Annotated in this window: 18 protein-coding genes and 3 pseudogenes; 15 read left to right on the top strand and 6 right to left on the bottom strand. The window is 57.9% G+C overall.

Going from position 1 to position 21733, the window contains the following annotated elements:
• Positions 1-4: 4 nt before the first annotated feature.
• The 3 genes from AB7M22_RS07595 to AB7M22_RS07605 form a co-directional block, all read right to left on the bottom strand.
• Positions 5-757: an EAL domain-containing protein gene (locus AB7M22_RS07595; protein ID WP_454185766.1), complete on the bottom strand. Its 753-nt coding sequence runs from the start codon at positions 755-757 to the stop codon at positions 5-7.
• 11 nt (positions 758-768) lie between these two features.
• The gene (locus AB7M22_RS07600) at positions 769-1500 is read right to left on the bottom strand and encodes a winged helix-turn-helix domain-containing protein (protein ID WP_454185767.1); all 732 of its coding nucleotides are present in this window, start codon (positions 1498-1500) and stop codon (positions 769-771) included.
• 595 nt (positions 1501-2095) lie between these two features.
• A complete protein-coding gene (locus tag AB7M22_RS07605; protein WP_454185768.1) occupies positions 2096-2509 on the bottom strand; it encodes a VOC family protein in 414 nt (137 codons plus the stop codon).
• 244 nt (positions 2510-2753) lie between these two features.
• Here AB7M22_RS07605 and AB7M22_RS07610 point away from each other — a divergent pair, with 244 nt between their 5' ends.
• From AB7M22_RS07610 to AB7M22_RS07625, 4 genes and pseudogenes are all read left to right on the top strand, one after another.
• Positions 2754-4565, top strand: a complete 1812-nt coding sequence (locus tag AB7M22_RS07610) for an ABC transporter ATP-binding protein (RefSeq protein ID WP_454185769.1) — start codon at positions 2754-2756, stop codon at positions 4563-4565.
• 14 nt (positions 4566-4579) lie between these two features.
• Positions 4580-4669, top strand: a pseudogene (locus tag AB7M22_RS07615) (metal ABC transporter ATP-binding protein); the annotation flags it as partial.
• 130 nt (positions 4670-4799) lie between these two features.
• Positions 4800-5564: a hypothetical protein gene (locus tag AB7M22_RS07620; protein WP_454185770.1), complete on the top strand. Its 765-nt coding sequence runs from the start codon at positions 4800-4802 to the stop codon at positions 5562-5564.
• Positions 5565-5614: 50 nt separating this feature from the next.
• A pseudogene (locus tag AB7M22_RS07625) lies at positions 5615-5806 on the top strand (DUF6124 family protein); the annotation flags it as partial.
• A gap of 46 nt (positions 5807-5852) precedes the next feature.
• Here the strand turns inward: AB7M22_RS07625 and AB7M22_RS07630 are convergent.
• Positions 5853-6575 (bottom strand): pirin family protein, encoded by a 723-nt coding sequence (locus tag AB7M22_RS07630; RefSeq protein WP_454185771.1) that lies wholly within the window; start codon positions 6573-6575, stop codon positions 5853-5855.
• A 214-nt stretch (positions 6576-6789) separates the two neighbouring features.
• On the opposite strand from AB7M22_RS07630, the gene AB7M22_RS07635 reads away from it, so the two are divergent.
• Complete coding sequence (locus AB7M22_RS07635; protein WP_454185772.1) at positions 6790-7740, top strand: GlxA family transcriptional regulator; 951 nt, start codon at positions 6790-6792, stop codon at positions 7738-7740.
• Between the two features lie 187 nt (positions 7741-7927).
• On the top strand, positions 7928-9406 hold the full coding sequence (locus AB7M22_RS07640; protein WP_454185773.1) for an ATP-binding protein: 1479 nt from the start codon (positions 7928-7930) through the stop codon (positions 9404-9406).
• Here the strand turns inward: AB7M22_RS07640 and AB7M22_RS07645 are convergent.
• The gene (locus AB7M22_RS07645) at positions 9371-12175 is read right to left on the bottom strand and encodes an ATP-binding protein (RefSeq protein WP_454185774.1); all 2805 of its coding nucleotides are present in this window, start codon (positions 12173-12175) and stop codon (positions 9371-9373) included. The two genes, AB7M22_RS07640 and AB7M22_RS07645, sit on opposite strands and share 36 nt — an antisense overlap.
• 323 nt (positions 12176-12498) lie before the next feature.
• Between AB7M22_RS07645 and AB7M22_RS07650 the strand changes: the two genes are divergently transcribed.
• Both AB7M22_RS07650 and AB7M22_RS07655 read left to right on the top strand, forming a co-directional pair.
• A complete protein-coding gene (locus AB7M22_RS07650; RefSeq protein ID WP_454185775.1) occupies positions 12499-13074 on the top strand; it encodes a flavodoxin family protein in 576 nt (191 codons plus the stop codon).
• Between the two features lie 34 nt (positions 13075-13108).
• Complete coding sequence (locus AB7M22_RS07655; protein ID WP_454185776.1) at positions 13109-13933, top strand: alpha/beta fold hydrolase; 825 nt, start codon at positions 13109-13111, stop codon at positions 13931-13933.
• A 33-nt stretch (positions 13934-13966) separates the two neighbouring features.
• On the opposite strand, the gene AB7M22_RS07660 is transcribed toward AB7M22_RS07655, so the two are convergent.
• Positions 13967-14431 (bottom strand): helix-turn-helix domain-containing protein, encoded by a 465-nt coding sequence (locus AB7M22_RS07660; protein WP_454185777.1) that lies wholly within the window; start codon positions 14429-14431, stop codon positions 13967-13969.
• A gap of 229 nt (positions 14432-14660) precedes the next feature.
• Between AB7M22_RS07660 and AB7M22_RS07665 the strand changes: the two are divergent.
• From AB7M22_RS07665 to ycaC, 7 genes and pseudogenes are all read left to right on the top strand, one after another.
• Positions 14661-15583: pseudogene (locus AB7M22_RS07665) on the top strand (LysR family transcriptional regulator).
• Between the two features lie 500 nt (positions 15584-16083).
• Positions 16084-16464, top strand: coding sequence for a DUF6124 family protein (locus AB7M22_RS07670; RefSeq protein WP_454185778.1), 381 nt, complete (start codon positions 16084-16086; stop codon positions 16462-16464).
• 493 nt (positions 16465-16957) lie between these two features.
• The gene (locus tag AB7M22_RS07675) at positions 16958-17884 is read left to right on the top strand and encodes a hypothetical protein (RefSeq protein WP_454185779.1); all 927 of its coding nucleotides are present in this window, start codon (positions 16958-16960) and stop codon (positions 17882-17884) included.
• A gap of 247 nt (positions 17885-18131) precedes the next feature.
• Entirely contained in the window at positions 18132-18548 is a 417-nt protein-coding gene (locus tag AB7M22_RS07680) for a DoxX family protein (RefSeq protein ID WP_454185780.1), read from the top strand.
• Positions 18541-19143: an antibiotic biosynthesis monooxygenase gene (locus AB7M22_RS07685; protein ID WP_454185781.1), complete on the top strand. Its 603-nt coding sequence runs from the start codon at positions 18541-18543 to the stop codon at positions 19141-19143. Before AB7M22_RS07680 ends, AB7M22_RS07685 begins: the two co-directional genes overlap by 8 nt.
• A complete protein-coding gene (locus tag AB7M22_RS07690) occupies positions 19140-20978 on the top strand; it encodes an amidohydrolase (protein WP_454185782.1) in 1839 nt (612 codons plus the stop codon). Before AB7M22_RS07685 ends, AB7M22_RS07690 begins: the two co-directional genes overlap by 4 nt.
• A gap of 69 nt (positions 20979-21047) precedes the next feature.
• Positions 21048-21674 (top strand): isochorismate family cysteine hydrolase YcaC, encoded by a 627-nt coding sequence (ycaC, locus tag AB7M22_RS07695; RefSeq protein ID WP_218399263.1) that lies wholly within the window; start codon positions 21048-21050, stop codon positions 21672-21674.
• Positions 21675-21733: the final 59 nt, after the last annotated feature.

Below are 21733 nucleotides of genomic sequence, written 5' to 3' on the forward strand. Positions count from 1 at the left end.
AAACTTAAATAAGCTCGGTGGGTGAGTAGTACCTCCCCTGGAAAAAGTCGAAGGGCATGCTGCGGGCCAGTGTGTGTAGTGCTTTGTGCTCCACGCGGTCCGCCACGAATTTGATCTTGCTGTCATGGATCATGCCGCTCAGGCAGTCGTAAGATCTGTTGAAAAAGTCCTGGCTGTTTTCGACCATGATGTCGAAATTGGATTTGGTCAGGTCCACTTTTATGTAATCGAACAGCGCCAGGCTGATCAGTTTTTCGGTGCTGTCGTCGCTTAAATCATAGCCATCGAACGCGATCTCGATCCCATTGTCTTTTAATAGGTGAATGTGATTGATAATGGTTCTTTTTTCTTTCAGGTTAAACGACAGAAACGAACTGCTGTTAATGCTGGGAATAAGCTGTTGCTCATGCTTTTTGAGTATCGCTTGAGCATCGTTCATTTCCTTGATAAGCGCTTTATCCAATAAAGCGGATTGATTCATGGTCACGAACAGTTTGTTTGGCACCGGCGCATGGGAAGGCATGGCCTCAATCTGCGAGAGGGCATTCAATTGGATCCGAGTCAGGACTTCGTAATAAGTCGCCAGTGGATGATCGGAATGCAGTTGTTGATACCCCTTGTTCAGGGGTGTCTCCTGCTTGGTCGCCTTGGCATAAATTTCGCTGCCGAACAGTTCATCGTTTCGTTTCAGAATCGATTGCCTGAAGAATACCAATGCGAAGTTTTCGTGCACTATAGCTTGCCTGCTGGGCTCCATTGCCTAGTCCTTTAAGAGTGAAAATTTGTTTGATTGACTGATACGACTCCTCGAAGCAGTCGATAGCCATAACCACGAACACTGTGGATGATGTTAATGCCAAAGTGTTTTTTGATTTTATTTCGAAGCCGGCTTATGGACTTCTCCAGGACGCGTGAGTCGTAGAGTTTTATATTCAATCCCATGGATTCGGCCATGCTGTCATGGTGCAGGATATTGCCTTCTGCGTTAATAAGCGCATCCAGGGCTTTCATTTCCTGATAGGCCAGATCCAGTTTGTATTCATCGTTGTATAAGTGCAGGCATGTTTGGTCCAAGGTCAACTTTACACTGGGCTGCCATTCAGGAGTTTCGAGCAACTCTGAGAGTAACCTGGCTTTTTCATCCTGATCGTTAGGTACATTGATGCAGTGATCGGCTCCGGCCAGGTAGCATTCGATTTTAGCGTGCGGAGAGCGATAGTTGATTGCAACGATAATGGCCAGTTCTGTCGGATTCGTACGTAACTTCTTGATCAGCGCCAGGCAGTCATTGAGTATGGAGGGGCTTTCAATATCGATCAGTACAGTATCGAGTGTTTGCGTTTCGATATCCAGCCTTGGCGGATCTGGATAATCTAATGTATAAACATGTGTAAGATTCGGTACAAACAGTTGTCGAAGTTTCTCTGTTGAGCGCCAAGTGCGCCCAATAGCGAGAATACCCCTCTGGCTATTTTCGGTTTTGCTCTCAGGACTCATCATGTAAATTACTCATATGTGCTGGCGTTGCAATCTTAATACACAAAATACTGACGTTATCTGACTTTTTATAACATTTCCTGTCGCGAGCACACGTCACTCCATGCTCAGTAGTTTTAGCGGATTCAATGACATAGGCAAATGACGAGGCTTAAGCCCATTTGTTTTTGTGATATCGGGCTTAGTTGGTACGCCCCTTTCTGTCGGACTAGGCTCTTTAGGTTGACTTTTCTATGAGCAATACAGATGCGATGGCTAATTGCCCATCTGGCTGCAGAACGAAGCACAACTGAGGAGTCTTGCGTATGAACTGTGCGGGTGCCCGCATTCTTGAAAATTGGATTTGATTTATAAGGATATTCCACGGTGTTCTAGGGTGATGTAGGTGCACGTTGGGAGGCGATCAGTACAGCGACCGCCTCTTTTTAGGGCGAATGAGAGGGAAGACTATGTTAATTGAGTATTTTGGCATTATATCCGTAATATTTTTCTCAGGGGGTGGAATTTGTGAACGTTATTCTGTTTGGCTATTGAAAAAAAATCCAAGGTTGATATTAAAGCGCCAGCAACCTTTATGTACTAACCGGGGGGAGCCCGGTCACTGATCCTTTTCGCAATTAACCATCCACGCCACGCCAAACTGATCGACCAGCATCCCGAAACGTGCCGCCCAGAACGTCGCCTCCAGCGGCATTTGAATATTGCCGCCTTCCGCCAATGCAGAAAACACCCGCTCTGCCTCCGCCACACTGTCGACATTCAACGAAACCGAGCAACCGCTCATGCCTGTGGTGGGGCGATCAGGGGTGGTGTCCGATCCCATGATTGCCTGGTCTGCGACCAGCAGGCGCGTGTGAATGATCAGGTTATGGCAGTCCGTTGGAACATGGTCGCGAGCCGGAGTTTCGCCGAAGGTCATCATTACTTCTATCTGGCCTGGCAGGCTTTTGGCGTAGAACGTGAAAGCGGCCTTGCAGTCACCGTTGAAGATCAAGTACGGATTGATTTTCATGTTTTGCTCCCGGTTATGGAGAGGAGACATCGGCTGGACGTTCGGGTTTGTCCTCGATTCGCGATGGGCATTGACTCCACATAGCAAAGCGCTAAAACGTAGCGAGTGGTGGGGTTTTTTTAGATGTTTTTACTATCGGCGTGGTCAGCTTTATCGCGTCCTGTCCCGTAGAGTGGATGGCTCATTCCACGTACTGTAGAACCTGCCGCGCTCCTCTGACGTCCGCCACCGAGTCCATCGTCCTATGCCTGTCCTGACCCGTTTTGCCTCTTTGCTCGACCAGGCGAGACGAGCTTTGTTGCTGGTCTGGGGAACGTCCCGTGGGCTGTTTCTGGGGCTGGTACTGGCGACCCTGATTGCCGGTATGTTGCCAGCGCTCGCGGCCTGGTTGGGGCAGCGGATTGTCGATGCCGTAGTCACCGCCATGCAGTTGCACACCCAACAGGGCAGTGCGCCGTTATGGCCGGTTGTGCGGTATGTGTTGTTCGAAGCGGGCGTGCTCGCGTTGCTGTCTGGCACACAGCGCGCACTGTCGGTTCAGCAATCGCTGTTGCGGGTGCAGTTGGGGCAGAAGGTTAACACGATGATTCTGGAGAAGGCCCAGACGTTATCGTTGGTTCAGTTCGAGAATTCGGAGTTCTACGACAAGCTGGTGCGGGTGCGGCGCGAGGCATCGACCCGGCCGTTGGCGCTGGTGATGAAGTCGCTGGGGCTGATCCAGAACCTGATCGTGTTGATCAGCTTCGGTGTGTTGCTGGTGCATTTTTCGCCTTGGGCCCTGGTGTTGCTGGTAGTTGGGGCGTTGCCGGTGTTCTTTGCCGAGGCGCACTTTTCCGGGGATGCCTTTCGGCTGTTTACGCGCCGGGCGCCGGAGAGTCGGCAGCAGAATTACATCGAGACGCTGCTCTCCCATGAGGGCTACATCAAAGAGGTGAAACTGTTCGGTTTCGCGCCGCTGCTGTTGCAGCGTTATCGGGACACGTTTGCTCGTCTCTATGCCGAAGACCGGCGCCTGACGTTGCGTCGCGATGGTTGGGGTTTTGTATTGGGACTGCTGGGCACCGCTGCGTTTTATCTGGCCTATGCCTGGGTCGTGGTCGATACCGTTCACGGCAATATCAGCCTCGGGCAAATGACCATGTACCTGGTGCTGTTCAAGCAGGGGCAGACGGCCGTGAGCAGCAGCTTGAGCGCGATCAGCGGTCTCTACGAGGATGGCCTTTATCTGTCGAGCCTCTACGAGTATTTGGCCGAACCGGTTATTGCCGATAGCGGAAACCTTACCGTGGGCGCGGTGCCCGGCGATGGTTTGCGTTTCGAGAACGTCGGTTTCCGTTATCCGGGAGCGAGCCACGCCGCTTTGCAGGGCATCGATTTGCACCTGTTGCCCGGCCGCAGCGTCGCCCTGGTAGGGGAAAACGGTTCAGGCAAAACCACGCTGATCAAGTTGCTGACTCGGCTGTATCGCCCCGATCAGGGCCGTATTTTGCTGGATGGCAGCGATTTACAGTCCTGGAACGAAGAGACGCTGAGACGGCGCATTGGCGTGATCTTCCAGGATTACATTCGCTACCAGTTCTCCGTGGGCGAGAACATTGGCGTCGGCGATACCTTGGCGTTCAATGATGAAACGCGTTGGCAGCAAGCGGCCGCCGAGGGCATGGCCGCGCCCTTCATCGAGCGCCTGGATCGCGGCTACTCCACGCAGTTGGGCCGGTGGTTTGCCGGTGGGCAGGAATTGTCCGGTGGGCAATGGCAAAAAATCGCTTTGTCTCGCGCTTACATGCGCCGCGACGCCGATATTCTGATTCTGGATGAGCCGACCTCGGCCCTGGATCCGGCGGCGGAAGCGGCGGTGTTCGAGCATTTCAGTCAACACACCGAAGGCCGCATGACGTTGCTGATTTCTCACCGCTTTTCCAGCGTGCGCAATGCCGACCATATCATCGTGCTGGACCAGGGTTCGATCCTTGAGCGAGGCGATCACGACAGCCTGGTCGCGGCGGACGGACGCTATGCGCAGTTGTTCAATGTGCAGGCTCGTGGTTACCGGTAGCGCCTCAATTCCCTGTGGGAGCGGGCTTGCTCGCGAAGGCGTCGAGTCAGTCGGCATCAATGTTGAATGACACACCGCTTTCGCGAGCAAGCCCGCTTGCGCAAGGAAAACCTCACCACTCGTCGCTACTGTCAGATCTGACAGTAGCTCACTCATCAAATTTTGCTGTTCGATAGTGCCTGTCGAAGGGTTCATTCGAATCCGGGGTGGCGCACCTACGAAGGAGCGATTTTCATGAGTAAAGAAACAGCCAGCAATGACGCAGCGAGTAGTTTGACACTCCGTATCAGCGATGTCACAACCGCCGGTGGAACGCCAATTCCGCAAAACACCCAAACCACCTCTCGAGATATATGGGTGAGCGGTTACGGTCAACCCGGAGCTCTCCAGTTGCTTGTTAACGGTGTGTTTAAGCAAAACCTGACAGTTAATGCCAGTGGGGCCTTTATCGAGCAAGTGAACGGTTTACCCGTGGGCGCAATCAGTCTGACGGTTCGAGTCAATGCCAGTACATCCCCATCACAACCCTGGCGATTTACGATTACCGAGGCAGGGGGCGGGGTGATAAAAGAGGGTTTTGATAGTGTGCCTGTGTCAGCCGTACTTCCAAGTATTGACTCTAAAAAAACCATTGATCTTCCAACCATGGTGATTAGTCATGTCAGTGGCGGGATGACCTCTCCTAGCCAGTTCGGAGTTCACCGTAGCGGTACCATGGATGGGCAAAACCTTATGGCGCATGTGACGTTGCGTGAGTCAATGCGTTTCAGGCTGGCCCTCAAGTTTGTGGCTTCTTCCATGCGTTTCCAGTATGGACTGGATTATAAGGCGACAGTCTATGTTTATAACTCAGCCGGCCAGCTCGTTGAACAGCGGGACATTACCGGTCGGCAGACCTATCAGTCGGCTGCGACCAATATTGCTCGCATCGAGTTCCTGATGCATGTCCCAACGGTTGTTTTCAATTTGGTTGCGGATAACTTTGAATTTGGGACGTGACAGCGGGCGGATTGAGTGAACAACGGGGACTGATTTATTTATCGCCCATTACCGAAACCCTGCTGGCCAACGCCTGCGAGTCCCTGGCCATGGCAAGCGTGCTGGCCAGCGATTTCGCCGGTTTCCTCGGCGGTCCGCAGCGCAATACCATACTGGCGATTCAGCAAACGATCCTGCTGGGAGAGCTGGCGGTGAATCGAGCGCTGGATAATCTTGAGGTGGGAGACTCGGCGGCGGAATGAAAACGGTCTTTTTCAAGGCCGTTTTTTTCGCATTGAAACACCGGTTTCATGGCATCTGCGGCAATTCCTGAGGCCGTAAATCAAACACCAGCACCTCGGCATCCACGCCGTTGCTCAAGGTCAGCAGCTGTTCTGCCCGAACCCGCACACCGTCGCCTTCCTGCAACTGCATGCCGTTGAGCTCGACACTGCCGCGCGCCACATGCACATAGGCATAACGATCGGCGGCCAGTTCCAGGGTGGCGCTTTCCTTGCCGTCGATCAGGCCGGCATATACCCGCGCATCCTGCCTTACTTTCAGCGAACCGTTGGTGCCGTCCGGGGAGATGATCAGCTGCAAGCGCCCGCGTTTTTTCTGCGTGCTGAAGTGTTCTTGCTGGTAACGCGGTTTGGCGCCGCTAACCTCGGGCACGATCCAGATTTGCAGAAAGTGCACCGGTTTGTTCGTCGAATGGTTGAACTCGCTGTGAGCCACGCCGCTGCCGGCGCTCATCAATTGCACATCACCGGGGCGGATCACCGAACCGGTGCCCAACGTATCCTTGTGTTCCAGGGCACCTTCAAGCACATAGGAAAAAATCTCCATGTCGCGGTGAGGGTGCTGGCCAAAGCCTTTGCCGGCCGCCACGCGGTCGTCGTTGATCACCAACAGGTCGGAAAAACCTTGCTCCCGTGGGTTGCGGTAGTTGGCGAAAGAAAAGGTATGGAACGACTTCAACCAACCGTGATTGGCCGCGCCGCGATCCGAAGCTTTACGAAGGGTCAGCATGATGAAATCTCCTGTCAGGACGTGAATTCGTCCGAGTGAGGAGAAGGTTAATGTTTACCGATTGGTGCAATAAGTAGATGAAAATTGAAATACTGTCTCTTTCAAGTTGACAGTATTTGGTGCTGGTTCACGTATCCTTGTTGTTACATTTGGCCATAATGCTCGGTGCTGAGCCTATGTTCCCTCTTCCTCTGATATCAGTGATGTCCAATCCATGAAAACCGTGGCAATGGTGCTGTTCCCCGACTTTCTTCTGCTCGACATGGCAGGTCCCATGGAAGTGTTTTCCATCGCCAATCGCTATCTGGAACCGGCGGACCGTTATGAGCTGTCGACCATCGGCACTGAGCACGGCGCGTTGCGGGCCTCCAACGGTGTCAGCCTGCAAGCCGATCTGCACATCGATCAGGCGAACGAGTCCTATGACTTGTTGCTGGTGCCCGGTGGCCCGGGTGCCTACAACGAAAAACATCCACCGTTGCTCGCCTGGCTCCAGGGTGCTGTCAGCCGGGCGAACCGTTATGGGGCGATCTGCACCGGCGCGTTCGTGCTCGGGCATGCCGGGCTGCTGGATGGTTATCGCGTGACCACTCACTGGCATTACACCGAACGCCTGATCAAAGGCTTCCCCAAGGCCACCGTCGAGACCGATCAGATTTACGTGCAAGACCGCAATCTCATCACCTCTGGCGGTGTCACCGCTGGCATCGACCTGGCGCTCGCGGTGGTTGCCGAGGACCATGGCAAGAAGGTCGCTCAGGACGTTGCCAAGGTGTTGCTGGTGGTGATGAAACGCCAGGGCGGGCAGGCGCAGTTCAGTCCGTTGATGGCAGCGGTGGCCCCCCATGAAACGCCGATCACCCGGGTGCAGAACTACGTGCTCGAACATCTCGATGAGGCGTTCAGCATCGAACGCATGGCCAGTCTGGCGACCATGAGTGCGCGGCACTTCGCCAGGGTTTTCGCCCGGGAAGTGAACATGACGCCCATGGAGTTTCTGCAAAATGCGCGCATCGATTGCGCCAGGAACCTGCTGGAAACCAGTGACGTGCCACTCAAGACCGTGGCCTTCAAAAGTGGTTTCGGCAGCGTGCGGCACATGCGTTTTCTGTTCAGTGAAAAGCTCGGCCTGACACCCACCCAGTACCGCGAACAGTTCAGTTAGGGGGGGCGTTGTCCGTCACGCGCACCGTGATGGCCGTGATGCTCCTCCCGTGGCCGTTGTACCGTCACCCATGCCTGCCAAGATACCCATGAACTCTTTGCCATGGAGGTGCGGGAGCCTGGATGGACTGGTGCGATGGATTTTGCAGTACCTTGAGCCGAGCCAGGTTTTCAGCGCGTGAACGTGCATGAACAGCCTCAGAGATATAAACAGCGATGCGGTGCTGCGGTTCGGGCCCTACGCCTTTCACCTGCGTCAGCGATTGATCCTGGAGGGAGATCGCCCCCTGCGCATGGGCGGGCGAGCGCTGGATATTTTGCAGGTGCTGGTCGAACGCGCCGGCTCAGTGGTGAGCAAGGATGCCCTGATTGCCCACGTCTGGCCGACCTCGGTGGTTGAGGAAATCAACCTGCGCGTGCACATCGCCGCCCTGCGTCGGGCACTCGGCGACGGCCAGAACGAGCAGCGCTACATCGTCAATATTCCCCAGCGCGGCTACAGCTTCATCGCCCCGGTGCAGTGCGACCGGGCAGGCACGCCGGTGCCCGTCGAGACGGAGCACAAGCCTCAACACAATCTGCCTGCGCGGCTCACCCCGGTGACCGGTCGCGACTCGATCATCGGGAGTGTGGTCCGGCAGTTGCCGGTTCGACGCCTCATGACCCTGATTGGTCCCGCCGGCATTGGCAAATCTACCGTGGCGTTGCGCGTGGCCGAGCTGCTGTTGCAGCACTATCGCGACGGCGTCTGGAGGGTTGATCTTGCGGCTATCGATGACCCGGCGCAACTCGTCGAGCATCTGTCGCACACGCTGGAACTGGACATCGGCGGGGCGGTGCTGGAGCAGCGGCATGCCTTGGTGGTGCTCGACAATTGCGATCACCTGCTCGAATGCTGTCGGGCAGTGGTGGACAATCTGCTGGCCTCGGCGCCACGGCTGTCGATCCTGGCCACCAGCCGCGAACCCTTGCGAGCGGCGGGAGAAACGCTGCTGCATATACCGGCCCTGGCGGTGCCGCCGGCCTCAGCGATATACAACGTGGCCGAGGCCATGGGTTACTCGGCGGTGCAGCTGTTGGTCAGTCGCGCCCGAGCCCGTCAGCAAGGGTTTGTCCTGCGCCAACAGGACCTCAAGGCCGTGCGTGAAATCTGTCGGCGGCTCGACGGCCTGCCCTTGGCCATTGAACTGGCGGTGGCGCAGATCGATGCGTTGGCGCTGGTGGGGTTGCAAGCGCAACTCGGCAACTGCTTGCAGTTGTTGACTCAAGGCCGGCGCACCGCTCTGCCACGGCATCAGAGTCTGAAAGCCGCACTGAACTGGAGCTATGAACAGCTGAGCCCGATGGAGCAAACCGTATTGCAGCGGCTGGCGGTGTTCAAGATGGCGTTCACGCTGGACTCGGCGATTGGCGTGATCAGTTGCGCGGTGCTGCGGCCCAGCTGCCTGGTCGAAATCGTAGAGCGGCTGGCGAGCAAATCACTGCTGTCGGTGGAGCAGGGCAGCGGTGTGACCCGTTACCGTTTCCTCAACACCACCCGTATCTACGCCTTGGAGAAACTCGAACACAGCGGTCATTTGCGTGCCTTTGAACTGCGTCATGCCCGCTACATTAGCCGAGCACGCTGGACGTCAGCCGGGCAGGTGTCGCTGCAGCTCGTCGAGTAGCCGACGGACTTTCGTCAAGTCCGGTGTAGCAAAGCCTTCGGTGAAGCGCTGGTAAATCGGCGCCAGCAACTCATGGGCCTGTCGGCAGCGTCCCTGACGTTGCCACAGTTGGGCCAGTGACGTGGCGCTACGCAGTTCCCAGGCCAGCGCTCCCTGGGTTTTTGCCACGGCTAACGCCTTGAGCAGCACGGCCTCGGCTGCGTCGACCTGTGCCGGGCAATCCTCTGCCAGCAACGCATCGGCCCGGGCTCGCAGAATTTCCGCGGTGCTCCAGCCCGCCGCGCCGTTTTCGGCCCGTTCCAGCAGCGCGTCATCAATGAAGCGGCTGTCCAGCGTGACCATGATTTCCTTGATCAACCCGGTGTTCGCTCGCGATGACGAGGGCGCATCGGCCCCCTCGATCACCTGCGCGTAATGTTTGGCCCAGCTGTAGAACAGCAGCACCGAGTGTTTCTTCGCCTGTTCAAGCAGCAGCTTCAGGAGCTCGCGGGCGACCGGGGTGTCGCCGTTGTAGTGAGCGATCAGGCAACCGGCCAGCGCCAGGGTGTAGCAGATGGACGTGCCATGATTGATCTGCATCGCGATGTCGAGCGCCTGTCGTGCGGTGCGCCAGGCTTTTTCCGGGTGCCCTTGTAACCAGAGAATGCGCGCCAGAATCGTCAGGGCTGCGACGCTCTGATCGTAATGCACACCAAAACAGTAGGTGAAGCGGTTGAGGTGACCGCTCTGGGCCAGGCATTGAATGACCTGTTCGACATCCTCCCGTGCCAGAGCCTGATCCCCGGCAAAGTGCAGGGCCAGCACCCGCAAGCGTTGGGTGCTGAGGGCCAACACCGCATCACCGTGCAGCCCCAACCGCTCGAATTGTCGGCTCTGCTCCAGGGCCTGTTGGTAGTGGCCGCAACTGAGATCAACCGCCAAGTGCCCGGAAATCGCCTTGAGCTGACCGGCCACATCGTTGCAATGTTCGGCCAGGTATTTGGCGCTGACGAATGCTTCGACAGCTTCCGCGCTACTGCCCAACGTGTGGTAGCACGAACTGCCGAGGGCAAGCTTGAGGGTCATGGTCAAACGCGGGCAGGGCTGATGCGTTGCTTCGAGCAATGCCAAAGCTTTGCGCACATACACGCCGTGCTCCTTGAGCAGCGACAGTTCCTGCCACAGCGGCGTCGAGGTCGCGGCGAGGCGGATCGCCAAGGCCTGTGGCCCTTGAGCATTCAAGCCCCAGTCAAGTGCAGAACGGATGTCTTCCAGATTGCGGGCGTAACGCTCGGTCCAGCGATCGCTCGAGATCTGCTCCCAGTCGTTCTGGGCTTGCTGCATCAAGGCCAGGCAGCGTTCGGCGTGGCGCTCGCGGGTGTCCGGCAGTTCTTGGGCCTGGGCGAGTTTTTCCAGTGCATAGCCGCGCGTGGTGTCGAGCAAACGGTAGAACACTTCTTCGTCACCGACTTCCACGTTCAGCAATGACTTGGCGACCAATTGAGTGATCGAGGCGAACACCACGCCGGGCTCGAGGTGTTCACCGACGATCACTGCGGCCGCCGACTCCAGGGTGAAACCACCCCGGAATACGCCCAATCGGCGCAGGCAGGTTTGCTCGCAGGCATCGAGCAGTTCGAAGCTCCAGTCCAGTGTCGCGCGCAGGGTCTGATGGCGGCCCAAGGTTGTCTGGCAGCCCTGGGTGAGCAGACGAAAACTGCCTTGCAGTTGCGACAGCAACCCACTCAATCCCAGGCTGCCCACCTGCGCTGCCGCCAGTTCGATGGCCAGCGGTATGCCGTCAAGGCGCTGACAGATTTCAATCGCCAGCGGCAGTTCGGCTTCGCTCAGTTCAAAACTGTCGTGGCTGGCCATCGCCCGTTCGACAAACAATTGCAGCGCCGAAAATGTCAGGGCCTGAGCGCGATCGAGCACGGCGATGGGCGGCGGGCAGTCCAGCGATTCCAGGCGCTGCACGAACTCGCCTTCGGCCCGCAGGCTCTCGCGGCTGGTGGCCAGAATATGCACTTGGGGCGCCGCGCGCAGGATGCTTTCGCTGAGTAACGCAATGGCGTCGATCAGGTGTTCGCAGTTGTCGATGACCAGCAGCATCTGCCGTTCGCGCAGGAGCGTGGCAAGACCGTTCATGGGTTCGGCGTCGTGCAAGGACAAATTTAGCAGCGCTGCCAGGTGCGCGGTGATCATCAAAGGGTCGTTGATCGGTGCCAGGTCCAGCAGGCGAATGCCATCTCGGTAGCGGCCGATCAATTGCTCGGCGACGCGCAGCGCCACGGTCGTCTTGCCGATCCCGCCGGGGCCCACCAGGGTGATGAAACGCTGCCGCGCCAGTTGTGTCACCAAGCTGTCGACCAGAGCCTGACGACCGATCATGCGGGTCCGACGGATTGGCAGGTTATGCCGGCTCGGTTCATTCCCGTCGCTTTTCGGGCTTTGCTCGACTTTCTCCACAGAGAACGGCGCGACAAAACTGTAGCCGCGCTGGGCGACGGTGATGATGTAGCGCTGGCCGGCCTGACCGTCGCCGAGGGCTTTGCGCAGCGCCGCCATGTGCACCCGCAGGTTGATGTCTTCCACCACGCTTTTGGGCCAGACCCGGGCAATCAGTTGTTGCTTGCTCACCACCTGTCCGGCGTGTTCCAGCAGCATCAGCAGAATGTCCATGGCCCGTCGACCCAGGCGCAGGGGCTGGTCGGCCTCCATCACCAGGCGTTGTCCGGGGTAGATCCGGTAAGGGCCGAAATGGATGGCCTGTTCGGGGGAAAGGGTCAACGGGTCACTCCTGCTTGCATCCGCCTATCGCACGGTATCGGGGCATATTCCTCAGGTTTTTTCGGCAGTGCAATGCTCTGTCGAGCGCTTCGGCAGTGTGTGCATCGGCTGCTGGATTCCCGCCAGCGCTTGTCGATCCCGTATTTATTGGGTGCGGCGCTGGCCGGGTTCGTGGGTGCACCGTTGAAAATTAACAACGTTTAACTCGTCCTGTGTCCGGCCTACGCTCAAAAATCCATCCCTTCAAGTTCAACCGAAGGCACCGGCCTTCTTGCAACAAAAAGTATGCCGCAAAAAGGATGAACCCCTCTGGAGGAACCGGAATGAGCAACGTGGTGGTGGTCTATCACAGTGGCTACGGGCACACCCGGGTCATGGCCGAGGCCGTGGGCCAGGGTGTGGAACGGCACCTGGGTAGCACCTGTAGGCTGATTCCGGTCGAAGAAGTGGAGGATCACTGGGAACGTTTGCACCGTGCTGATGCAATCATCTTTGGCGCCCCGACCTACATGGGCAGTGCTTCGGCAGCCTTCAAGGGCTTCATGGACGCTACCGCCTCGTTCTACCTGGCCCAGCCCTGGCGCGACAAACTCGCCGCCGGCTTCACCAACTCCGGCTGCCTGTGCGGCGACAAACTCAACACCTTGCTGCAGATGGCAGTGTTCGCCGCCCAGCACTCGATGATCTGGGTCGGCCTCGACCTGCTGCCAGCACGCAGCAGCACGGGCCTGTTCGATGGGCAATTGAACCGACTCGGCAGTTCGCTGGGGGCGATGGCGCAGTCGAATGTCGAACAGTCCCCCGAGCTTGCACCACCCCTCGAAGACCGCCGCACCGCCGCGCATTTGGGCGAGCGGGTGGCGCGCCTGGCTGAACGAATGGTCCGCACCTCTTATTAACCGCCACAAAAACCATGCATGAGGAGACATCACCATGAGCACCTTTACCACCCGAGACGGCACCGAGATTTACTACAAGGACTGGGGCACCGGTCAGCCGATCGTCTTCAGCCACGGCTGGCCGTTGAACGCCGACAGCTGGGAGTCGCAGATGATCTTCCTGGCCTCCCAAGGCTATCGGGTCATCGCCCATGACCGCCGTGGTCACGGGCGTTCGAGCCAGCCGTGGTTCGGCAATGACATGGACACCTACGCCGATGACCTGGCGCAACTGATCGAACATCTGGATTTGCAGAACGCCGTGTTGTTCGGCTTCTCCACCGGTGGCGGCGAAGTGGCGCGCTACATCGGTCGCCACGGCACCGGCCGGGTGGCCAAGGCCGGGCTGATTTCCTCGGTGCCGCCGCAGATGCTCAAGACCGAGGCCAACCCAGGTGGCCTGCCGCTGGAGGTGTTCGACGGTATTCGTCAGGCGTCCCTGGTCGACCGTTCGCAGCTGTACAAGGATCTGGCCAGCGGTCCGTTCTTTGGCTTCAATCGCCCGGGTGCCAAACCGTCCCAAGGCATGATCGACTGGTTCTGGCTGCAGGGCATGATGTCCGGCCACAAGAACGCGTATGACTGCATCAAGGCGTTCTCTGAAACTGACTTTACCGAAGACCTGAAGAAGTTCGACGTGCCGACCCTGGTGGTGCATGGCGACGACGACCAGGTGGTGCCGATCGAAGCCGCCGGCATCGCCGCGGCGAATCTGGTCAAGGGCTCTACGTTGAAAGTCTATCCGGGAGCGCCCCACGGCCTGACCGACACCCATAAGGATCAACTCAACGAAGATCTGCTGGCGTTCATCAAGGGCTGATCAAGATTAAAAGATCGCAGCCTTCGGCAGCTCCTACGCGGTGATGTGAACACCTGTAGGCGCTGGCGCAGGCTGCGATCTTTTGATTGTGAGAGAGAGAAGAGAACGCACCGTTCGACAGCGCCAGGCAAACGGTGAAACGCCTTCGCTGCGGGTGAAAATATGAGAGAAATGCGCCTGGTCGCAGAAGCCGCATTCCAGGCTGATTTGTGTGAGGGTCAGGTCGGTGTCCTGGATCAACTGCTTGGCCCGGGCAATGCGTTGCTGACGAATCCAGTCTTGCGGCGAGAGGCCGGTGCTGCACTTGAACGCACGGGAAAAATGACTGCGCGACAGGGCGCACGCCCGTGCCAGTTCGGTCACTTCCAGGGTTTCACCGAGGTGGTCGAGGATCAACTGCTTGGCCAGGGTTTCACGCCAGGGGCTGAGCCCGCCCGTGGGTTTTTTCCGCGTTTCAGTGGAGGACGCGCTGATCGCGTTTTGCTGAAAGTGAGCCATGGCCAATGTCCGTGTCGGTGGGAGCGCGCTGGTGCACTGCACGGTGGGTCAGCACGTTCCCTTTTCTGAAAAAAACAGGTCTGCGCAGAGGGCTTCATTCTTGGTCGTGGGGGCTTTGGCTTGCGAGTTAAACGTTGTTAATTCCTCGATCCGGGCGGGCCGTCTCGAGTAAAGTCAGATGCGCTCATCAACCTTCGTGCCTGGCCGAAAACACCATGGGATTGTGCTTATGAACCGTAACGATCTGCGCCGCGTCGACATGAACCTGCTGGTGATTTTCGAGGCGTTGATGTTCGAAAAAAACCTGACCCGGGTCGCCGAAAAACTCTTCATGGGCCAACCGGCGGTGAGCGCTGCGTTGGCACGGCTGCGTGATTTGTTCGACGATCCGTTGTTGCTGCGCAACGGTCGCGGCATGGAACCGACGGCGCGGGCGCTGGCGATTCTCAAGGAGTTGCAACCGGCGATGGACACCATTTCCGGGGCGGTCAGCCGGGCCAAGGAGTTCGATCCGGCGAGCAGTTGCGATGTGTTTCGCATCGGCCTGTCGGACGATGCCGAGTTCGGACTGTTTCCGCCGTTGTTGCGCAAACTGCAAGAAGAAGCGCCGGGGATCGTGGTCGTGGTGCGTCGCGCCAACTATCTGCTGATGCCGGCGTTGCTCGCGTCCGGCGAGATTTCGGTGGGGTGAGTTACACCACTGACTTGCCGGCCAATGCCAAGCGCAAACGCCTGCGCGACATTCCCTGCAAAGTGCTGCGCGGTGACGATCGTCCAGGGCCGCTGACCCTCGACGAATATTGCGCACGGCCGCACGCGATGGTGTCGTTCTCCGGTGACCTGAGCGGCAACATCGACCTCGACCTGGCCAAGGTCGGCCGCTCTCGCCGCGTGGTGCTGGGCGTGCCGCAATTCAGTGGCTTGCGGGCGTTGTTGGCCGGTACCGAGATGATCGCCACGGTGCCGGATTACGCTGCGTGTGCGCTGGTCGAGGGATGTACCTTGCGCGCCGAAGATCCGCCGTTTCCTATCGACGCCGCGCAGTTGTCGATGGCGTGGAGCGGGGTGCATGACAACGATCCTGCCGAAAAATGGCTGCGATCGCGGATCAGTCAGTTCATGTCGGTGGCGCTGGATATTCCGGTGGTTTAAGGCTGCAAATACAGGTCTTCAAAACTCCTCAAAACCTGTGGGAGCGGGCTTGCCCGCGATGAGGTCGGCACATCCTGCATTGATGTCGACTGGCAGACCGCTATCGCGGGCAAGCCCGCTCCCACAAGAATCTGTGTCTGTCTGACAGATTTGTTGAATAGTGTTGAAGATGATTTCTGGGAAGCTACAGATCCTTGCGCCGTTGCCTACGACTGCGCCAGAATCCGCCGGCTTGTGTGCCTAATGGCCGGGCTCTATTGTTTCCCGGTCGCTGACGAATCAGCGATCGGGTTTAGCGACCCGAACCTTTGTAGGCGCAACAGCGCTCCAAACTCTCTTGCAGATTGTTCATGTCTGCGATTGATGTCATGGCGGCTGTGCGCGGGAGACCTTCGGGTCTGCCGGGCGCCTACACCCGGTTCGCTAACCTGCGTGCAGCCGCCACCCTTACCTGTTTAGCGACAGGTCTTGGTGGCTCCATTTCTTGTAGGAGATTCACCATGTTCAAAGCCACACCTAACCCGCCAGAAACCGACGACGTTTCCCCCTACGACCCCCTCGATCCCAAAAAACTCAACGAAGCCGCCGAGCGTGCTCTCGATCACTACCTCAAACCGTCCGACCCCGACTGCGCCAATCAGCCCCCGCGCAAACCGAGCACGATTTATACCGTCGCCCCCAACATCGACATCGAAGAGCTGCTGGCCAATGCCTGCGAATCCTTTGCCTCGGCCAGGGTGATCGCCAGTGACTGTGCCGGGTTTCTGGAGGGGGCGCAGCGCAATACGATACTGGGCGTCGCGCAGCTCATCATGTTCGGTGAGCTGGCGGTGAATCGGGCGTTGGATAGTCTGGAATTGAAAGCAGCCCCGGCCATCTGACCGGATTCAATACGAAACGGCCTTCGGGCCGTTTTTTGTGCCTGAGCAGTAGTGAGCACACACAAAACCCTGTGGGAGCGGGCTTGCTCGCGAAGGCGGCCTGACGGCCAACCAATCTCTCGCCCACCCCTTCAAGTCTAAACATACAAACAAGCTCGCTCCCGCAGCGCAACACGATGCTGGTGCTTCAGCAGATCATCATGCTCGGTGGAGCTGGTGGTGAATCGGGCGCTGGATAATTTCGATACGCAGGAATAATCGAAGTCACAACCGATCCCTCCCATGCAGGAGCGATGGAACGATCAGTGATTTAACGCCCTGCGGGATGTTTTTTGGAGGCGAGAAAACTGTTTGGACAACATGATGCTCGCCCATCCACTCGTCACTACTATCAGATCTGACAGTAGTCAGCTCAGTGTATTTTGCTGTTCGATAGTGCTTGCCGACTGGCTCATCCAGAGTCTGTGCGTCTATCTGCGAAGGAGTGTTTTTCATGAACATGCAAAGCTACGTCGATCAAGGTGACCATACTAGTACAACGACTAGTATCAGCGATGTGACAACTTTCGGTGGAACGTCTATCCCTCCCGGCAGCCAAACTCCATCCAGGGACGTGCAGGTAAGTGGTTATGGTCTGTCCGGGATGACCATCGAGTTGCTCGATAACAATGCTCTGTTGCGTAGAGTACTCGTGAATTCCAGTGGGGGCTTTATCGAGCGAATTGAGGGCTTATCAGTGGGCTACCACAGCTTAACTGTCAGAGAACATGCGAGTGCACCCATTTCGCCTCCGTGGAACTTTGAGGTGACTCAGGCGAGTTCGGAGCTCATTGTTGACACCTCCGATCTGTATTTGGGTGGGCGTAACTACTATCCTGTGCCCTCTTTAACTTGGACTCGTAAAGCATATTATCCTGGCAGCACCGGTCTGCGTTCAGTTAGCGGAGGACATGCACCCTACAGATTCATATCCTCGGCTCCTCACATTGCAACCGTCGACGGCGCGGGAAACGTAACGAGCACCGGGAACGGAACCGCGATCATTACCGTCACAGACTCATCCAGCCCAGCGCAGTCAAAGTCTTTTACGGTAAGAGCATCCAACGTATATGAGTTCCTTTTTAATCCCAACTTGTTAACTGCCGTGGAGGCAATTAACTGGGCAATTAGCGTTGGTGGAGGGCAACCGGTTTATCAGGATGTAATCGACAGGACATACGTCGGTCCGAGTGGACGTGTCTATTGGACGGGTGAAGAACAAAAAACAAACCAGGAATCATCGCAAGAGCAAAATCAACAACCGCGCTTCAGAATCGGAATCGCGTTCTCTTACGAAGCATCATTAAGTCGATGGAGGTTTATAGCTCAAGGGGATGATAATTCCCTCAGGTACCCGGCAGTTAGTCTCAAGCTTAAGTGAGGAAGGCGATTTGATTTAATCACTGGCGGACTCGGCGACTTGATCCGATCACTTTTGAAAACGGCCTGCGGGCCGTTTTTTGTGGCTGCTGAAATCCTTGTGTCAGGCGTTGATCCCTATGGTGTCGGTCACATTCAGAATTGACGTTGGCTGACCCAGCGCCCTCGCAAAGAGAGCACGTACATTCAATTTTTCCCTACCCCGTCGCTGCACTATTCAGGGCAATGATTGATCAAGGGTAGGGGCCATGAACGCTTCGCAACGGAATGAACGGGCTCAACATCTCGGGCTGCTGTTTCTACGGGTCAGTGGCGCACTGTTTCTGCTGGGCGTGCATGGCTTGCCGAAGCTGCTGAACTTCAGCGCCGAGTTGCAACGCATCGAAGACCCGTTCCACCTCGGCGCTCACCTCACATTAATCCTGGCGATCTTCGCCGAAGTGCTGTGCCCATTGCTGATCGTCGCCGGCGTATTTGTGCGTCTGGCGTGCCTGCCCATTTTGTTTGTGCTGCTGGTGGCGCTGTTGATCGTGCATCCGCAATGGAGTGTGGCCGAGGGGCAGTTCGGTTGGCTGCTGTTGATCCTCTTCACCAGCATTTTCATCGCCGGGCCGGGACGGCTGGCGCTCAATGTTCGTCTCACCGGAGCCCTCCGTTATGCCTGATTCCAATCGTATCGATGAGATCGTGACGCTGATCGTCAAACACCGGGTCAAGGCCGGTTTTGAAGCGGCCTATGAAGCCTGGCTGCGCAACATCGTCAGTGTGGCCGGGCAACGCGAAGGGCACTTGGGCGTGGATGTGATTCGCGGCAAGAGCGGTGGCCTCGCCCTGTTCACCTGCGTGCTGCGTTTTTGCTCGACCGAGGCGATGCAGCGCTGGCTCGATTCGCCGCAGCGCCAGACGCTGGTCGATGAAGCCGCGCCGATGCTGGCCGACGGCGATCAGACCGAGGTCAATCCGCTTAATGAATTCTGGTTCTCGCCGCTGGCTGACGCCGGTTCGCCACCGCCGCGCTGGAAGCAGGCCGTGGTGACGTTGCTGGTGATTCTGCCGCACACCTTGCTGGTGCCGCTGCTTTGGGGGCCGTTGCTGCAGCTCAATGCCTTTCTGTCCAACTACGTGGTCGCCACTTTCCTGATCACCCTGACCATCGTGCTGTCGGTGGTGTACGTCTTTATGCCGCTGGCCACGCGCCTGTTCGCACCGTGGCTGGAAGCCGGCCAGTCTCATTCCACTTTGCCTGAGGAAACGCGATGAACGCCGACCTGATTCTGTTCAATGGCCAGTTCCATACCGTTGACCGTGAGAAGCCCCTCGCCAGTGCCGTGGCGATCAGCGATGGTCGCTTCGTCGCGGTCGGCACCGATGCCGAAGCCATGGCCTCGCGCGGCTCGGGCACGCAGGTCATCGATCTTAAGGGCCGGTGCGTCATCCCCGGCCTCAACGACTCGCACTTGCACCTGATCCGCGGCGGCCTTAACTACAACCTCGAACTGCGCTGGGAAGGCGTGCCGTCCCTGGCCGATGCGTTGCGCATGCTCAAGGATCAAGCCGACCGCACGCCCACGCCGCAGTGGGTGCGGGTGGTCGGTGGCTGGAACGAATTCCAGTTCGCCGAAAAACGCATGCCGACGCTGGAGGAGCTCAACCAGGCCGCGCCCGATACACCGGTGTTCGTGCTGCACTTGTACGACCGCGCCTTGCTCAACCGCGCCGCGTTGCGAGTTGCCGGTTACACCCGCAACACGCCGAACCCGCCGGGTGGCGAGATTGTGCGTGATGCCAACGGCGAGCCGACCGGCATGCTGGTGGCGCGGCCCAACGCGATGATTCTTTACTCGACCCTGGCCAAGGGGCCGAAGCTGCCATTGGAATATCAGGTCAACTCGACCCGCCAGTTCATGCGTGAACTCAATCGCCTTGGCTTGACCAGTGCCATCGACGCCGGTGGTGGTTTCCAGAATTATCCGGACGACTATGCGGTGATCGAGCAGCTGGCCAAGGACCAGCAACTGACCGTGCGCATCGCCTACAACCTGTTCACGCAGAAGCCCAAGGAAGAACTGACCGACTTCAAGAACTGGACCGGCAGCGTCAAGTTGCATCAGGGCGACGACTTCCTGCGACACAACGGCGCCGGGGAAATGTTGGTGTTCTCGGCGGCGGATTTCGAGGACTTCCTCGAGCCGCGTCCGGATCTGCCGCAAACCATGGAAGACGAGCTGGAGCCAGTGGTCCGGCATTTGGTGGAGCAGCGCTGGCCGTTCCGTCTGCACGCCACTTACAACGAATCCATCAGCCGCATGCTCGACGTGTTCGAGAAGGTCAACCGCGACATTCCCTTCAATGGCTTGCCATGGTTCTTCGACCACGCCGAAACCATCACCCCACAGAACATCGAGCGGGTGAGGGCGCTGGGCGGCGGCATCGCGATCCAGGATCGCATGGCGTTTCAGGGCGAATATTTTGTCGAGCGTTACGGCGCCAAGGCCGCCGAAAACACGCCACCGATCAAACGCATGCTGGCTGAAGGTGTACCCGTCGGCGCCGGCACCGATGCGACGCGGGTGTCCAGCTACAACCCCTGGACTTCGTTGTACTGGATGGTCAGCGGTCGCACGGTGGGGGGGCTGGAATTGCACAGTGAAGGGTTGACCCGCCAGACCGCGCTGGAGCTGTTCACCCACGGCAGTGCCTGGTTCTCGTCGGAGCAGGGCAAGAAAGGCCAGATCAAAGTCGGGCAACTGGCCGACGTCGCCGCCCTGAGCGCCGACTTCTTCAGCGTCGAGGAAGAAGCGATCAAGTGGATCGAGTCGGTGTTGACCGTGGTTGGCGGCAAGGTGGTGTACGCCGCCGGGGATTTCGAAAAACTCGGGCCGGCCAGCGTGCCGGTGCTGCCGGACTGGTCGCCGGTGGTCAAGGTGCCGGGGCACTGGCGTCCGGCTTCGCCGCTGCAGGCGCAGGTCCATCACTGCAGCGGACCGTGCGCGGTGCATTCCCACAGCCATGAGCGGGCGCGTTTGTCGAACGCGCCGGTCAGCGATTTCCAGGGATTCTGGGGTGCCTTTGGCTGTTCGTGTTTTGCTTTCTAGTGATTAAAAAAAAACGCCGACCTGGTGTGTCGGCGGCCTGAGCAACGTCCATCCTCCGAGGAGTTTCACATGAGCAATGTTCCTTACAAACGACTGAACAAAGACGACGCCGTTGTGCTATTGGTCGACCACCAGACGGGGCTGATCTCGCTGGTGCAGGATTTCTCGCCTAACGAATTCAAGAACAACGTGCTGGCTCTGGGCGACATCGCCAAGTTCTTTAACCTGCCGACCGTCCTCACCACCAGCTTCGACAGCGGCCCGAACGGCCCGATCGTGCCGGAGCTCAAAGAGCAGTTCCCGGACGCTCCGTTCATTGCACGCCCGGGCCAGATCAACGCCTGGGACAACGAAGATTTCGTTAGAGCTGTGAAGGCCACCGGCCGCAAGCAGCTGATCATTGCCGGTGTTGTGACTGACGTATGTGTGGCGTTCCCGACGCTGTCGGCGCTGGCTGAAGGTTTTGAAGTGTTCGTGGTAACCGACGCTTCCGGCACCTTCAACACTACGGTGCAACAAGCGGCGTGGGCTCGCATGTCGGCTGCCGGTGCGCAACTGCTGAACTGGTTCTCCGTGGCCTGCGAGTTGCAGGGCGACTGGCGCAACGACATGGAAGGCCTGGCCAACCTGTTGTCCCAGCGCATCCCGAACTACCGCAACCTGATCAACAGCTACACGACGTTCACCGCGAAGTAAGTGGTATGGCTGCCGGCCTCGGCCGGCCGCTTGAAAAGATCGCAGGCTTCGCCAGCTCC

This window comes from Pseudomonas sp. ADAK2 TE3594 (genome assembly GCF_053628675.1).

What these genes read in the sequence shown, in the direction of transcription:
- AB7M22_RS07595 (WP_454185766.1), bottom strand. Translation starts at nt 757, where the DNA reads ATGGAGCCCAGCAGGCAAGCTATAGTGCACGAAAACTTCGCATTGGTA.
- AB7M22_RS07600 (WP_454185767.1), bottom strand. Translation starts at nt 1,500, where the DNA reads ATGATGAGTCCTGAGAGCAAAACCGAAAATAGCCAGAGGGGTATTCTC.
- AB7M22_RS07605 (WP_454185768.1), bottom strand. Translation starts at nt 2,509, where the DNA reads ATGAAAATCAATCCGTACTTGATCTTCAACGGTGACTGCAAGGCCGCT.
- AB7M22_RS07610 (WP_454185769.1), top strand. Translation starts at nt 2,754, where the DNA reads ATGCCTGTCCTGACCCGTTTTGCCTCTTTGCTCGACCAGGCGAGACGA.
- AB7M22_RS07620 (WP_454185770.1), top strand. Translation starts at nt 4,800, where the DNA reads ATGAGTAAAGAAACAGCCAGCAATGACGCAGCGAGTAGTTTGACACTC.
- AB7M22_RS07630 (WP_454185771.1), bottom strand. Translation starts at nt 6,575, where the DNA reads ATGCTGACCCTTCGTAAAGCTTCGGATCGCGGCGCGGCCAATCACGGT.
- AB7M22_RS07635 (WP_454185772.1), top strand. Translation starts at nt 6,790, where the DNA reads ATGAAAACCGTGGCAATGGTGCTGTTCCCCGACTTTCTTCTGCTCGAC.
- AB7M22_RS07640 (WP_454185773.1), top strand. Translation starts at nt 7,928, where the DNA reads ATGAACAGCCTCAGAGATATAAACAGCGATGCGGTGCTGCGGTTCGGG.
- AB7M22_RS07650 (WP_454185775.1), top strand. Translation starts at nt 12,499, where the DNA reads ATGAGCAACGTGGTGGTGGTCTATCACAGTGGCTACGGGCACACCCGG.
- AB7M22_RS07655 (WP_454185776.1), top strand. Translation starts at nt 13,109, where the DNA reads ATGAGCACCTTTACCACCCGAGACGGCACCGAGATTTACTACAAGGAC.
- AB7M22_RS07660 (WP_454185777.1), bottom strand. Translation starts at nt 14,431, where the DNA reads ATGGCTCACTTTCAGCAAAACGCGATCAGCGCGTCCTCCACTGAAACG.
- AB7M22_RS07670 (WP_454185778.1), top strand. Translation starts at nt 16,084, where the DNA reads ATGTTCAAAGCCACACCTAACCCGCCAGAAACCGACGACGTTTCCCCC.
- AB7M22_RS07675 (WP_454185779.1), top strand. Translation starts at nt 16,958, where the DNA reads ATGAACATGCAAAGCTACGTCGATCAAGGTGACCATACTAGTACAACG.
- AB7M22_RS07680 (WP_454185780.1), top strand. Translation starts at nt 18,132, where the DNA reads ATGAACGCTTCGCAACGGAATGAACGGGCTCAACATCTCGGGCTGCTG.
- AB7M22_RS07685 (WP_454185781.1), top strand. Translation starts at nt 18,541, where the DNA reads ATGCCTGATTCCAATCGTATCGATGAGATCGTGACGCTGATCGTCAAA.
- AB7M22_RS07690 (WP_454185782.1), top strand. Translation starts at nt 19,140, where the DNA reads ATGAACGCCGACCTGATTCTGTTCAATGGCCAGTTCCATACCGTTGAC.
- ycaC (WP_218399263.1), top strand. Translation starts at nt 21,048, where the DNA reads ATGAGCAATGTTCCTTACAAACGACTGAACAAAGACGACGCCGTTGTG.